The sequence below is a fragment of the Bacillus sp. FSL R9-9497 genome (assembly GCF_038005805.1).
In the GTDB taxonomy this organism is placed as follows: domain Bacteria; phylum Bacillota; class Bacilli; order Bacillales; family Bacillaceae_G; genus Bacillus_A; species Bacillus_A cereus.
The window spans coordinates 2,302,592-2,317,552 of sequence record NZ_JBBOTY010000001.1; the positions used below are offsets into that span (position 1 = coordinate 2,302,592).

Consider the following 14,961-nt stretch of genomic DNA (forward strand, 5'->3'; position numbering starts at 1 on the left):
ACAGGGAATGACTGCATAAACAGGCATTTCTAAAAAAATCGATTTCAAGCAGTCAGAATGTATATGAAATACGATATAATTGATGAAATATAGTGCATATAAATTCGCACATATAAATAAAGGAGCGATTTTGTTGACTGAACTCGAGAAAAAAGAACCTGTATCCATTGTGAAAGATAATAATGTAGAAGTAGTAGTTGATACAGTTATAAAAGATGAAGAATTAGAGGAACTAAATAAAGAAGCTGATCTTTATGTACAAAAGTTAAATAGCGAGCAAAATACAGATTTATCAAAAGTATTGTCTCAGCTAGGAGATTTAGGGGATAAAGAGCAACAAGCAGCAGGACAAACGTTGTCAGCATTAAAACGTCCTGTAACAGCGATGATGAATGGAAAAAACGAAGAAATTCCAAATACATTGTTAGAATTACGAAAAGTGGTATCAGAACTTGATCCGAATTCATTAAAAGCAAGTGGTATGAAGAAAATTATGTTTAAAGTATTCAAGAAAAACCCACTTGAAACATACGTGCATAAATATCAATCTATAGATAAGCAAATTGAGGAGATTATAAGATCCCTTCTAATTGGTCGTGACAACTTACAAGAAGATACAGTTGGTCTTGAAATGCTTAAAGAGCAATCGCATGATAAAATTCACGCTCTTGATAAGCAAGTATACTTAGGGAGAAAACTTGCTGGCATGCTGGAAGCTGAGAAACAAAATCCAGAACGTCAAAGAGATATTCCATTAATTAACGATGCGTTAGAAAAGATACTTGTACGTACACGTAATATGCAGCAAGCGAAAAGTGTTTTATTACAATCTATCGCATCTGTAGACATTATTAAGAAAAATAATGAAAAGTTAACAGAGGCAATTCGTAATGCAATTACGATGACGCAAAACGTTGTAACGGTTTCAGCTGCTATTCAGTTAGCGTTAACAAATCAACGGAAAACAATCGATGCAGTGAATGCGACAAATGAAGCAATTGAATCGATGGTATTAAGTAATTCTCAAGCGTTAAAACAAAATACAGAAGAAACGACAAAATTGCTTGAAAACCCTGCTATTAGCATGGATAAATTACGTGAATCATTCCAAAATGTGTTCGCTGCAATTGAAGCATCTGAAAAATCGTCAGAACGTATTATCGAGTCAAGTAAGAAGTTCGTTATTGAACTAGACACATTTAATGATGAGATGAAGCAGAAACTCATTCAGCGTCCAAGGAAATAACGGATTATTAGAGGAGGTGAACAAATGAGTTTCATTCAAACAGTATTATTACTACTCGGTACATTGCTTTTAATAGCATTTACTGTCGTTGTTTTAGTGGTATATTTCGGACGGAAGCTGTATTTTTCATGGACGAAGCCATATAAAAGAGCGCAAGATTCTTTAGACAAGTTATCAAACAAATCAATACCGTTTCTACAAGAATTTACACAACATCCACTGTTTTATCGTTGGATTCGCACTGAAGGAAAGAAAGAACAAAATACATTAAATACTCTATTTTGTGCATCAGGTCAACGTACGAGAGAACAAGTCTTCTCGATGTTACCGAAAGAAAAGCAGAAAAAAGTGCATGTAATGGCAAAAACTACGAAAAAGCTTACGAATGAAGATATTGATGTAGCTGCGATGAAAGTGAAAGATTTCTTAAGACAAGAAACACAGCAAACTGTAAAACCGACAGACTTATCATTTTACAAATTGTATTTTTATGACCGTTATCCAGACGCATTAAATACAATTCAAGCGTATAAACGCTCAATAAATCCTTCATTACAAAGAACGGTTGATGATATTACAATTTCAGTATTGAATGCACTTCCGTACTATCAAGAGCAACGCATGTTTGAACAACAACATAAACTTGAAACGTTCTTATTGAAAGATTTAACGGCTATGTTATCGTTGGTAGTACAATTACCGCCTTCACAAAGACCAGAGAAGGAAGAAGAACTGAAAATCTACTTAGAAAATTTCCAAAAAGAAATGGAAGTAGTAGAGCGAGATATTCGCGACTCAATTGATCACGATTTAAATGTGAAGATGAGAGCAGCGACTGAGAAGTTTAAGAATAAATAGAAGAGATCGCCTAAAAAGTTGAATGTTTCAGCTTTTAGGCGTTTTTTTTGAATTGAGGGAGTGTAATCTTTTGTGAAATTGTATATACAAACGTTAATAAATGGTAAAATATAGAGTGTTTTTTTATACTTTGTGTAAACAATTATTATAAAAGGGGTATGATATTGTGCTATTTGAGTTAGTCATACTATTTGTAATTCTATTTTTATTTCTTGGCTACCCTATTAGTAAAGCTTGGGATAGTTTCCAATCGAAGAAGGAGAATTCCTCAAGTATACTAAAGTTCGAGCCGCAGGAAATATTATCAATGGGTTTGAGTTATTTTATCTTTGGTTTAGGTATTATGTGGAATGCAAATGATGTAAGAGCAGGAATACCATTACATAAATTTGAAAAGAACGGAATGATGTCTGATCAATATGCTTCTTTAGCCCATGACTACATTGCGATAGTAGTTCTCTTAGTTATTTTAGGTGGAGTTTCGTATTGGAGATTAACAACAGGATTAATAAAACTTTCACCAATATTTTATATTTTTTATAGTACTTTAATGATAGTAAACATTGTATATACATTCATCTATATTACCCATACAGGCTTTGCCTTTTATACGGAATTAGGAGGATTGAGATACATTCCAGTCTTTTGTATTCAAGTTGGAATGCTTGCCTTTAGTCTATTATTCTTAGCTAAATTAAGAAATACATTAGGTTATTTCATACAATCTCAGAATGAGAAAGATTATACGCAGAGCAACAGAATTATATTATTGCTGTATCGTATTTCTTTTGGATATCAAAAAATGGCTACAGTCTGGATGATAAGTTTATTTCCTGTCTTGTTAATTGTTCAATTTATTTTAATACTGTTTGGCCAAAAACCAGATAGTTTTATAAGAGTGTTTATGGAAACAAGTAGTTTTAATTATTCTAAGATTCCTGCCCCAAGTCCTCAAATTGTCTCCGGCGATGGGCATTATTTATGTACAGTTTCTGTGAAAGGCCATAAAAACATCGTTAAGCCATTACGAGCAGGAATTAGGCATGGGGAAAGAATTACAGTTAATCGACAGTTATTAATTGCGAACGCTTTTGAAAATGTAATTGAGGAGCGGGTACCAAAATGTCATAAAGTTATTCGTAATTTTTATGATAAATACGGTTATCCGATTAGTAAACATATTAATACGAAATGGTCGGCTGATTTTGTTTATATTTTAATGAAGCCACTAGAATGGTTCTTCTTATTTGTACTTTACACAGTAGATAAAAACCCTGAGAATAGAATTCATATTCAATATAGTGAACTACGAAAATAAAAGTAAGAGCCCGCATTCAAAAAAATGGGGGCTTTTACTTTTATTTTGCTTGAATAGTAGATTTACTAGAAGCCACACTTTCATTATGCAATCGATCAACTGCAGTTACGACATACGTATACGTTTCTCCAGAAATAACTGTTTTATCTACATAAATTTCTCCAAGTTTTGTTTTTCTTACAGTAGTAAGTAAATTTTTCGGATTTTGTATATCCACTTCATTTTTCCCATTCGCGCGGTAAATAGCGTAATAAGCAGAATCATTATCTCTATTGTCAATGATACCGATTGCAATACCTTCATCTCTTGGAATGGCGCCTTTTAAAGTCGGTTGTTTTGGTGGATCATGATCAAGCCAAGGCATAGGCGGGATTAATGCAGGATATTTATATATGTCTTTTGAGAGTCTATCTTTAACTCCAAGTGGATTGTTATTAATATCTTTTAAGCTAAAATGCATACTACCTTTTATTTCAGGATATAGCCGGTTTAATGCAATTTGTCTTGGATATTCTTCTGGATCAGACCAAGCAGGGACGGAGTTATTATTAATTTTATAGGCCGCTTGACCGATGTATAGGTGAATCGGTTTGTTATTTGTTTCTTTAACCCACCAATCTACTAATATGTCATATGCAGCTGGGGTGAAACCTATATTCCAATATATTTGCGGTGTAATGTAGTCAATATATCCTTTTTGTATCCACTCACGTGTGTCAGCATAAAGGTCATCATAGTTTCTTTGGCCTGCGGTTGTGTTAGAGCCAGTCGGATCGTCAGCTATATTTCTCCATACGCCGAACGGACTAATGCCAAACTTTACATATGATTTTTCTTGTTTTATAGCAGTATTTAAATCTTTTACAAGTTCATTTACATTGTTACGTCGCCAATCTTCTATATTTGTAAATCTACCGTTATTATATGTTTCGTACGTTTTCTGATCTGGAAATTCTTCACCGGCTACTTTATATGGATAAAAATAATCATCCATATGCAGCGCATCAATATCGTAATTTTGCACGATTTCTAAAGCACCTTCTGTTATAAATTTTTTCACTTCTGGAATACCGGGATTGTAATATAACTTTCCGCCATAAGAGACAACCCAATTGGGATGTTGCCTTGCAGGGTGATTATTCGATAATCGATTTATATCGGTGTGATTCATCGTTATTCGGTATGGGTTAATCCAAGCGTGGAATTCTATATTTCTTTTATGAGTTTCTTCAATCATAAATGCAAGCGGGTCATAACCAGGATCTTTTCCTTGTGTTCCTGTAATGTATTCAGACCAAGGACCGTAATTTGAAGGATAGAAAGCATCAGCGGTTGGTTTAATTTGTACAACAACTGCATTCATACCAGTGCTTTTTACATCGTCTAATAATCTTATAAATTCTTGTTTCTGTTTTTCAATGGGTAAGCCAGTTTTTGAGGGCCAATCAATATTCAGAACAGATGCAATCCATACAGCACGTAATTCATGTTTTTTGTATGCAGTATTTACTTCAGCATAAGTAGAGTGAGGGGGAATGAAAGAGAAAGGGATGAACAAGATGACGATACAACATATCATTAATAAACGTTTAACGATCATTTATACGCCTCCCTATCATATGATTATTTAAAATAATATAGGAGGCGAGGTTGACTTTGCAATAGAGAAAATTGCATATTGAAACATTAATTTAATAGGAAAAATATTTTTAATGAAATTTACTTTCATTATAACTAAATTCATTTACTACTTCATATGCTTGTTAGTAAAGTGAAACTTCCTTTCATTTGAAGGGTAATAAATTATAAGTATAGGAGGATTAATAAATGAAAGTTTTGTTCGTCTGTTCTGGAGGAATGTCCAGTGCAATTGTTGTAAACGCTTTAAAAAAAGAAGCGGAGAAAAATGGTGTAAACATGGAAGTGCATGCAATTGGAACGAATGAGGTAGAGGAAGAAGTAAAGAATGACTGGGATGTCGTAATGGTGGCACCTCAAATAAGACACCGATTTGACTCTGTAAAAAAATTTGCAGAGGAGGAATCTATTCCGTGTGGCATCATTCCACCGCAAGCATACACGCCACTTGGAGGCCCGACTTTATTAAAAACTGTAAATGAATTAATTAGTTAGGGGGAAGCGTTATGAATAAGTTTGTCACGTTTCTTGATAAAAACTTATCTGGCCCGATGGCAAGGCTTTCTGAGCAGAGGCATCTACAAGCAATCCGTGATGGAGTTATTTCGGCGTTACCATTTATTATAGTAGGAAGCTTTTTTTTAATAGTAGCATTTCCACCACTGCCGAAAGATAGTTTCATATCGGTTTGGGCATTAAAGAATCAAACAAGTATATTGATACCATATCGTTTAACTATGTTTATTATGTCCTTATATATAGCATTTGGAATAGGATATAATTTAGCGAAAAGTTATAAATTAGATGCTTTATCAGGAGCACAGCTTGCGGTATGTTCACTACTTTTAACATTAACGCCTGAGTTAATTGATAAAAAAGGATTCATGCTTCCGATGACAAATCTTGGAGGTCATGGATTATTTGTGACGATGATCGTCTCTATTTTATCAGTTGAGATTTTAAGATTTTGTAAGAAGAATAACGTAACGATAAAAATGCCAGAACAAGTACCACCGTCAGTATCACGTTCATTTGAAGCACTTATACCTGCAGCATTCGTTATTATTATTATGAGTCTTATTACAGTCGTTTTTAAAGTTGATTTACATTACGTTGTAGATAAACTAGCCGCACCGTTAGTAAAAGCTGGTGATAGTTACTTTGGCGTTATTATACCTGTATTTTTAATTACGTTTTTCTGGTCTTTCGGGATACACGGAGTATCAGTTGTAGGTACTGTGGCAAGGCCACTTTGGGATGTGTATTTAGGAAAGAACGGTGAAGCTGTAGCAAGTGGAGCGAGTCATTTTCCGTTTATTGCACCAGAACCGTTTTATCAATGGTTTATTTGGATTGGTGGTTCGGGTGCAACGTTAGGGCTTGTGTTAGCTATGATTGTATTTGGTCGATCAAAATATTCGAAAGCATTATCGAGAACATGTATTGTCCCTGGGATTTTTAATATAAATGAACCGGTTATATTCGGTTTGCCGATCGTATTAAATCCAATTTTAATTATTCCTTTCGTCATTACACCGTTAGTAACAGCTACTATAGCGTATGCTGCAACCGCAATGGGATTTGTAACACCAACGCATATTATGCCGCCATGGACATTACCTGCTCCAATCGGTGCATATTTAGCAACAGGTGGAGATTGGCGTGCGATTGTATTAGTTTTTATAAATATAGCAATATCGTTCCTTATTTATTTACCATTCTTTAAAATGTACGACAAAAATATGCTTGAAATTGAAAAGAATGGTGACGGAGAGTCGGTTAATCCTTAATCTGCATGCTGTTATTTTGAGTGATAGACTTTTTGTCTATCACTTCTTTCACATTAAAATTAGAAAGGGGGAAATTGAATGAATATAAAATTTAGTTATAAAGGTGTGTTTTTATTATTATTTGGAGTGATTTGTGCAAATTTACTTTTTGTCCCTTTATTAGGCATGCTAAATTTATCACAAATGCATAGTATCTGGCTCGTTACAAGCATTGCGGCAAGCGTTTTGCTTACGGTAGTTGTTTCTTTCATTGATGGATCGTTTGCATCGAAAGCTCAGTTGTTTTTTAGATTTATATTGTTTTCGATTGGTTGTACGTTGGTTACTTACATGATTGTTTTTTAGTAAATAGGAGGTCATGCACGTTATGTATATTGCAGGGGTAATGTCTGGTACTTCATTAGATGGAATAGATGTAGCGCTCGTTCATATAGAAGGAAGTGGTGTAGATTCTAAAATCGAACTCATCCATTTTACTACTGTTCCATTTTGTAATGATATGAAAAATGAGATCCAACAAGCGTTATCAATTGAAACTTCGAATGTCCAACTTATATGTAGCTTGAATTTTAAACTTGGTTTATGCTTCGCCAATGCTGTAAAGGAAGTTTGTAAAGAGGCCAATTTTCCTTTGAGACAATTAGATTTAATAGGCTCTCACGGACAAACGATTTATCATCAGTCAAAGCAAGAAGAGAATATTATTTCTTCAACATTGCAAATTGGGGAACCAGCAGTAATAGCATATGAAACAAACACGACGGTTATCTCGAATTTCCGAACGATGGACATGGCGGCAGGGGGACAAGGTGCACCACTTGTACCATATTCAGAGGTTATTTTATATCGGCATCAAACTAAAAATAGACTACTACAAAATATTGGCGGGATTGGTAATGTTACAGTTGTTCCAAGTAAACGAAGTAAAGAGAGTGTTATTGCTTTCGATACTGGACCAGGCAACATGGTAATCGATGAAGTATGTCAAAGATTATTTCATGTACCATATGATCAAAATGGTTGGATTGCAAAGGAGGGGGTAGTTGTAGATGAAATTTTAACATACTGCATGAACCATCCATTTTTGAACATGAAACCACCAAAATCAACAGGTAGAGAACAGTTTGGAGAAGCGTTTGTGACTGAATTATTGAATCGATTTAAAAAGCATAGTAAAGAAAATATATTGGCAACTGTCACGATGTTTACAGCATGTTCAATTGTTCATCATTATAAGGCGTTTATTTTGCCGTATTATGAAATTGATGAGGTGATTTTAGGTGGTGGTGGAAGTTATAATAATACACTTGTTGAAATGTTACGGAATGGATTAAGAGAAGGGAAATGTAGCATATGTATACAAGAAGATATTGGTCATTCTTCAGCAGCGAAAGAAGCAATTGCATTTGCTATTTTAGCAAACGAAACGTATCATCGTAATCCGAGTAATGTGCCGAGCGCAACAGGTGCTAAGAATTCCGTAATTTTAGGGAATATAACATTCCCTCCATACGCAGATGAAAATGAGGCGAACATATGAAGTATATGATTGGAGTAGATGGCGGGGGAACGAAGACCGAGGCAATTGCATTTGATCAAGATGGAAATGAAGTTGTAAGAGGTACGAGCAGATTTGGAAATGTATTAATAGATTTTGATCAGGCGCTTTTGCATATTATGGAAGCAATTAATCAATGCCAGAAGAGTTTAATAAATGAGCATTGCGTTTGTATTTGTTTAGGGTTAGCTGGTATAAGCGGAGCGAATACAAATGAATTAACATTACGTTTAAAAAAGAAATACGGAACAAAAATTGAAATTTTTAATGATGCAATGATCGCACATGCAGCTGCTTTAAAAGGTAAGGAGGGAATATTAACTATAGGTGGTACAGGTGCAATTTGTATAGGAAAGAAAGGGGAAGTATATCAGTATAGCGGTGGATGGGGACATATTTTAGGAGATGAGGGGAGCGGATATTGGATTGCATTACAAGCTTTAAAGAAAATGGCAATTCAGTTCGATCAAGGAATCAGTCTTTGTCCATTGAGTTTGAACATTCAAAGGCAGTTTCAACTTTTGACACCGTCTCATATAAAAAGCTTAGTATATACTTCTTCTAAAGATAAAATTGCAGCAATCGCGCCATTAGTTATTCAGGAAGCGAGAAATGGCAATGATGATGCGCATGAAATTATGATGCAAGCTGGAAAGGAATTGGCAAGGATTACAGTAAGTGTTTATAACAAGTTGAACTTTAAGCACTCAACGCCAATTGCAGTAAGTGGCAGTATATTACGTTTAGTTCCTGAAATATTTGCTGTATTTAAGAAATGCTGTGAAGATAGTATGAAAGAAATTACATTCGTATCACAAGCAGAAATGGCAGTGAAAGGAACATATTATTTAATGAGGGATATATATTTTTAAAAATAGTGTATGAGAATTTTTGTATGATTTGTAAAAATATGATGTTAAAATGTATAAAGGGATGTATGTTAAAAACGTACAATATACGTAGTAATTGAATATTGTATATGTAATCCCATGTAGAAAGTGAATGATTACATGATTAATAGTATGCAGTTTTTATATTTGGTGGCTTCTTATTTAATTGGAAACATATTGACCGCTTATATAGTAACAAAATTGAGACATAACGTTGATATTAGGGATGAAGGAAGCGGAAATCCTGGCGCAAGAAATATGGGGCGCGTATATGGAAAAGGGTATTTCATCGCTACATTTTTAGGTGATGCGATTAAAGGGGCAATCGTTGTTACTGTTGCAAAATATCTTTTTGAAGATCCTACATTCGTAATGTTAACATTATTGGCCGTTATTATTGGACATATTTATCCAGTTTTATTTAAAGGCAAGGGCGGTAAAGGTATTTCAACATTTATAGGAGGACTAATCGCATTTGATTATTTGATAGCGCTTACCCTCTTAGGCATTTTTATTGTATTTTATTTAATATTTAAAGGGTTTACGAAGCCAGGACTAATTACAATTGCTTGTTTACCAATTTGTATGATTCTTTATTCTTATTCTATTGTTACCACTATATTAAGTGGAATGATTATTGTACTTATTCTATATGTGAATCGAGAATAAAATGAATGTTTAATAAGTGGGGATAATCTCCACTTATCATTTTTTATTAAATAGATAAAGGAGATAAGGCATGGGGTTAATTTATAAAGTTGCTGATCAAGATTGGGAATTTGAAAGTATACATAAATTAAATTATAAAACTTTTGTGGAAGAGATACCACAACATGAAGAAACGAAAGACCGGTTTCGTATAGATCGGTTTCATAAAGAAAATACATATTTAATTTGTTTAGATGAGGATAGATTAGTAGGTATGGTCGCAGTGCGGGGAAAACGACCATTCTCGTTAGATTATAAAATCTCAAATTTAGATGTTTATTTGCAAGAGCATGGAGAAAAAATGTATGAAATTCGTTTACTTTCAGTAGAACGTGAATATAGAAATGGAAGAGCGTTGTTAGGATTAATTCGTTTTCTACATCGTTATTTGCTTCTAAATGGATATGAATTAGCACTCATTTCTGCAACAACACGTGAACTAGCTTTATATGAGCAAATGGGATTCAAATCTTTCCATACGTTAGTTGGTACAGAAGAAGCAGCCTTCCAGCCAATGTATGTTACCCCTGCTATGTTTGAAGAGTCGAGTGTTGGGGGGATTATGACGAAAGAATATACGTTTTTACCTGGTCCAGTAGATATTGAAGAGAACGTTCGAAAGGCATTTTCTACGCGGCCTATTTCGCATCGCTCTAAGTCATTTCAAGTGATGATGGGCAATGTGAAAAAACGGTTACTTTACATGACAAAAGCAAAACATGTACAGCTTATGTTAGGAACAGGGACGTTAGCAAATGATGCGATTGCTTTACAGTTACGTTCTTTAAAAGGGAAAGGACTAGTATTAACAAATGGGGAATTTGGTAATAGATTAGTTGGACATGCAAAACGAGCACGGTTACATTTTGATACGTATAAAAAGGAAATGGGAGATCCATTTATTTATACCGAATTAGAAGAAATCATGACAACTGGAAATTATGAATGGATTTGGTTTGTTCATCATGAAACATCTACTGGAATGTTAAACGATTTAAACGAGCTAAATACTCTTTGTAACGAGAATCAAATAAAACTATGTGTAGATTGCATAAGCTCAATTGGAGCAATACCATTAGACTTGAAGGATGTGTATTTTGCAAGTGGTGTTAGCGGTAAAGCGATTAAATCATATACAGGAATTTCTTTCGTTTTTCATAACCACATTGTAAAAATAAACGAGGCTGTGCCGGCCTATATGGACATTGGTATGTATGAAGAAAATGAAAGCATTCCATACTCACAATCATGGAATTTAATTTATGCATTGCAAGAAGCGTTGAAGAGATTTGAAGATGAAAAGGCATTTGTAAAAATTAAAGAGACATTCGATTATGTTGAAGAAGTTATTACTGATATGGGTTTAAAGCTTGTTTCACCTAAAGAACATGCCGGGCCAATTATACTTACTATTGTATTGAGCGAAGATCATTCTTCTAAAGTAGTAGGCGATGCATTAGCATTACAAGGATACATCGTTCATTATGAGTCATCTTATTTACAAAAGAATAATTGGATTCAAATTGCATGTTTAAATCATTATAAAGAACGTGATATGAAGAGAATGTTAAATTGTTTGCAAATGTGTTTATTTCAGAGTGGGGTACATATATAAAGACTTTTTCTTTTCGTATAAAGGAGCTACGACTTACGAAAACTTAGAAATAGAACAGTGGAAGAGGTGTCAGTATGATAACTAGAAAACTACGATTACATATAGACGATATTAAAAAAGCTCACAAAATTCTAGATAGAAATGCTCGTAAAACGCCATTAGTAAAATCTTTTTACTTGACTAGTAAAACGGGCGGAGAAATTCATTTGAAATTAGAAAATATGCAATTAACGGGTTCGTTTAAATTCCGTGGCGCATTTAATAAAATGTCGCGGCTCACGGATCAAGAAAAAGAAAGAGGTGTAATTGCATGTTCAGCAGGTAATCATGCACAAGGAGTTGCATTATCTGCTCATTTACTCGGTATTAAGAGTAAAATTGTTATGCCAATTTCTGCACCGCAGGCGAAAGTTGAAGCAACAAAAGGATATGGATCTGAAGTGATTTTACATGGTGAAACCTTTGATGATGCAAAGGCAAAATGTGAAGAAATTATAAAGGAAACAGGTGAAACATACTTACATCCATATGATGATGTAGAGGTAATGGCTGGTCAAGGTACAATTGGATTAGACATTCTTGATGATATGTGGGATGTAGATACTGTCATTGTACCAATAGGTGGAGGCGGAATTATTTCTGGTATTTCTGTAGCATTGAAATCTTTTAATCCATCCATTAATATAATTGGTGTCCAAGCAGATAATGTTCATGGAATGAAGGCATCTTACGATAAAGGCGCAATCGTAGAACATTATGAGGCGCCTACTATTGCAGATGGTTGCGCAGTTAAAATACCAGGAGAATTAACATTTGAAATTGTAAAAGAATTAGTAGATGATATTGTAACTGTATCAGAAAAAGAGCTGGAAGTAGCGATGAAAGATTTATTACAACGTGGGAAAGCTGTTGTAGAAGGTGCAGGTGCATTAGCAACTGCTGCACTTCTTGCAGGAAAAGTTGATAGCTATATAAAAGGAAAAAAAGTAGTAGCGGTTATATCTGGTGGGAACGTAGACTTACAGCGCATATCAAGTGTATGTGAGCACTTTTTTGTCGCTAATGAAGTGAAATAGTTTTATGAAAGAAGAGCTAAGAGAAATAGTCTTAGCTCTTACTTTTTGTCTACTGTTTACTGTAAGTAGCAATAAGCTTGCAAAATTTGCTGTTTAAAAATTATTTTATTTAAGCGCCTATTTTTACACATATCTTTAATGTTACAATAATTATTTCAATATTGTCGAAACGTAAGCAGAAATTTAATATAATAGTTTTAATGTGCTAATGAGCGGTGAGGAGGGCAGATCATGAATAAAGAAGAACAGGTCATGAACGGTTTCAGGGAATTATATAATAAGCTGGTTTGGCTTAATAAAGATAAGATGGAAGAAGGTCTTAAAGGTTTTAAGTCTTCTGAAGTCCACTGCATTGAATATATTGAAAACAATGCAGATTCTAACGTGACGCAACTCGCAGAGGCTTTTTATGTGACTCGCGGTGCTATAAGTAGAATGACTAAGAAGCTCATACAAAAAGGCCTTGTTGAAAGTTATCAAAAGTCAGAAAATAAGAAAGAAATTTATTTTAAGCTTACCGAACAAGGGAAAGAAATTTATAAAATCCATGAAAATCTGCACAAAGAGTTTCAAGAGCGGGATAAAGCTGTATTTGAGCAAGTAACTGAAGAAGAATTCGACAGTATAATTAGCTTTGTGGAAAAGTATAGTAGACATTTGGATGCAGAAATAAAGAAACAAGGTATACATATTAAATCGTAATACATTTTAATAATGAAATGGCAGCCTTACTCTAATATGAGAATAGGCTGCTTTTTTATTATTTTATCTTTGTTGACTAATCAACAAAACAGAGTTATTATTTTGTTGACAAAGCAACATTTTTTTGAGGGGAGAAGTTAAATGTCTATATTTAGATCAAAAAATGAAAGGGAAACTGAAAAAAGCATAGATAAACATGCGTTACTATTCGGACTTATTTCTGTATTTCTTTGTGGTATAGGTTTCAGTATCATCATGCCTGTAGTCCCATTCTTAGTACAGCCATATACAAGTAATCCGGAAGAACAAGCATTGGTTGTTACACTACTAACTTCCGTATATGCGGCCTGCGTGTTTTTAGCTGCTCCAGCACTCGGGGTTTTAAGCGATAAGTATGGCCGTCGTCCATTACTTTTAATATGCTTATTTGGTTCTGCAATTGGGTACTTAGTTTTTGGAATAGGAGGAGCTTTATGGGTACTATTTGCTGGACGCATAATAGAAGGAATAACAGGCGGAAGCATAAGTACCATTTTCGCATATTTTGCAGACATCATCCCTCCAGAACAGAGAACGAAATACTTTGGATGGGTGAGTGCAGTTGTAGGTGCGGGAACTATTATTGGACCAACTCTTGGGGGCTTACTTGCAAAGTTTGGTCATTCTGTACCTTTATACTTTGGAGCGCTCATAACTTTATTAAATGTTTTATATGGTATGAAATATATGCCTGAAAGCCTTGACAAAAATAATAGGTTAAAAGAGATTACTTTTGTAAGGTTAAATCCTTTTGCGCAGTTAGCAAACATACTTTCCATGAAAAACTTAAAATGGTTACTTGTCTCAGCGTTTTTACTATGGATACCTAACGGATCTTTACAAGCGATTTTCACACAATTTACAATGGATACTTTCAGTTGGAAACCTGCATTAATCGGACTTATGTTTTCAATTTTGGGCTTTCAAGACATTGTTTCACAAAGTTTTATAATGCCAAAGCTTTTAATCAAGCTTAGTGATAAACAAATAGCAATTCTTGGGATGGTTTCGGAGATTATAGGATACAGTTTTATTGCAGCATCAGCTGTATTTTCACTCTCTCCACTACTTATCGTTGGAATGCTAATGTTTGGTTTTGGGGATTCAATTTTCGGGCCTTCATTCAACGGGATGCTTTCAAAGTCTGTCAGTTCTAATGAACAAGGAAGGATTCAAGGTGGAAGCCAATCTATTCAAGCTTTAGCAAGAATGATTGGTCCGATTATTGGAGGACAAATCTATGTATCACTTGGTCATGCCGCACCTGCTTTTATGGGTATGATTCTTATAGTAGCGGCAATAGCAGTTTTGTATAAGGGAATGCATGCAACTGTATAACAGATAGATATAAGAACAAATAAAAGGGAGTCAGAACTTAGGAACAAGTGCTGATTCCCTATTTGTTTACGGTTTGAGAGCTAAGAGAAATGCTTTTGTTTAGGAATTTATTCTGCTATGCTCTCATGGTGAAGGGTAATATTCAGTGAGGTGGAACTATTATTAATTACAGTTAGCTTTATTTG

General features: G+C 34.4%; 14 protein-coding genes. 13 read left to right on the top strand and 1 reads right to left on the bottom strand.

The features are described from left to right. The first annotated feature begins 133 nt into the window (after window positions 1–133). From MKY21_RS11980 to MKY21_RS11990, 3 genes are all read left to right on the top strand, one after another. Window positions 134–1,246 (top strand): toxic anion resistance protein, encoded by a 1,113-nt coding sequence (locus MKY21_RS11980; protein WP_000137408.1) that lies wholly within the window; start codon window positions 134–136, stop codon window positions 1,244–1,246. A gap of 24 nt (window positions 1,247–1,270) precedes the next feature. Then, window positions 1,271–2,104, top strand: coding sequence for a DUF3974 domain-containing protein (locus tag MKY21_RS11985; protein ID WP_000008376.1), 834 nt, complete (start codon window positions 1,271–1,273; stop codon window positions 2,102–2,104). Between the two features lie 166 nt (window positions 2,105–2,270). Further along, complete coding sequence (locus tag MKY21_RS11990) at window positions 2,271–3,422, top strand: DUF6688 domain-containing protein (RefSeq protein ID WP_016117914.1); 1,152 nt, start codon at window positions 2,271–2,273, stop codon at window positions 3,420–3,422. A 40-nt stretch (window positions 3,423–3,462) separates the two neighbouring features. Here the strand turns inward: MKY21_RS11990 and MKY21_RS11995 are convergent, their stop codons facing one another. Next, a complete protein-coding gene (locus MKY21_RS11995) occupies window positions 3,463–5,022 on the bottom strand; it encodes a glycoside hydrolase family 10 protein (RefSeq protein ID WP_000636011.1) in 1,560 nt (519 codons plus the stop codon). Window positions 5,023–5,249: 227 nt separating this feature from the next. On the opposite strand from MKY21_RS11995, the gene MKY21_RS12000 reads away from it, so the two are divergent. The 10 genes from MKY21_RS12000 to MKY21_RS12045 all read left to right on the top strand — a co-directional run bounded on the left by MKY21_RS12000 (window position 5,250) and on the right by MKY21_RS12045 (window position 14,776). Beyond that, window positions 5,250–5,555, top strand: coding sequence for a PTS sugar transporter subunit IIB (locus MKY21_RS12000; RefSeq protein ID WP_000865905.1), 306 nt, complete (start codon window positions 5,250–5,252; stop codon window positions 5,553–5,555). Between the two features lie 11 nt (window positions 5,556–5,566). Then, complete coding sequence (locus MKY21_RS12005) at window positions 5,567–6,850, top strand: PTS sugar transporter subunit IIC (RefSeq protein WP_001032289.1); 1,284 nt, start codon at window positions 5,567–5,569, stop codon at window positions 6,848–6,850. 78 nt (window positions 6,851–6,928) lie between these two features. After that, on the top strand, window positions 6,929–7,195 hold the full coding sequence (locus tag MKY21_RS12010; RefSeq protein ID WP_001021966.1) for a hypothetical protein: 267 nt from the start codon (window positions 6,929–6,931) through the stop codon (window positions 7,193–7,195). A gap of 22 nt (window positions 7,196–7,217) precedes the next feature. Further along, window positions 7,218–8,390, top strand: a complete 1,173-nt coding sequence (gene anmK / locus MKY21_RS12015) for an anhydro-N-acetylmuramic acid kinase AnmK (RefSeq protein ID WP_086392411.1) — start codon at window positions 7,218–7,220, stop codon at window positions 8,388–8,390. Beyond that, complete coding sequence (locus tag MKY21_RS12020) at window positions 8,387–9,280, top strand: BadF/BadG/BcrA/BcrD ATPase family protein (RefSeq protein WP_000876614.1); 894 nt, start codon at window positions 8,387–8,389, stop codon at window positions 9,278–9,280. The genes anmK and MKY21_RS12020 overlap by 4 nt, the downstream gene beginning before the upstream one ends. A gap of 138 nt (window positions 9,281–9,418) precedes the next feature. Then, window positions 9,419–9,967: a glycerol-3-phosphate 1-O-acyltransferase PlsY gene (gene plsY, locus MKY21_RS12025; protein ID WP_000610876.1), complete on the top strand. Its 549-nt coding sequence runs from the start codon at window positions 9,419–9,421 to the stop codon at window positions 9,965–9,967. Between the two features lie 70 nt (window positions 9,968–10,037). Then, window positions 10,038–11,621, top strand: coding sequence for an aminotransferase class V-fold PLP-dependent enzyme (locus MKY21_RS12030; protein ID WP_086392412.1), 1,584 nt, complete (start codon window positions 10,038–10,040; stop codon window positions 11,619–11,621). A gap of 74 nt (window positions 11,622–11,695) precedes the next feature. Further along, window positions 11,696–12,697 carry a bifunctional threonine ammonia-lyase/L-serine ammonia-lyase TdcB gene (tdcB, locus tag MKY21_RS12035; RefSeq protein ID WP_000632968.1) on the top strand — a complete coding sequence of 334 codons (1,002 nt, stop codon included), beginning with the start codon at window positions 11,696–11,698 and terminating at the stop codon, window positions 12,695–12,697. Window positions 12,698–12,928: 231 nt separating this feature from the next. Further along, window positions 12,929–13,399: a MarR family transcriptional regulator gene (locus tag MKY21_RS12040; RefSeq protein ID WP_001030901.1), complete on the top strand. Its 471-nt coding sequence runs from the start codon at window positions 12,929–12,931 to the stop codon at window positions 13,397–13,399. A 141-nt stretch (window positions 13,400–13,540) separates the two neighbouring features. Next, window positions 13,541–14,776 carry an MFS transporter gene (locus MKY21_RS12045; RefSeq protein WP_044797235.1) on the top strand — a complete coding sequence of 412 codons (1,236 nt, stop codon included), beginning with the start codon at window positions 13,541–13,543 and terminating at the stop codon, window positions 14,774–14,776. Window positions 14,777–14,961: the final 185 nt, after the last annotated feature.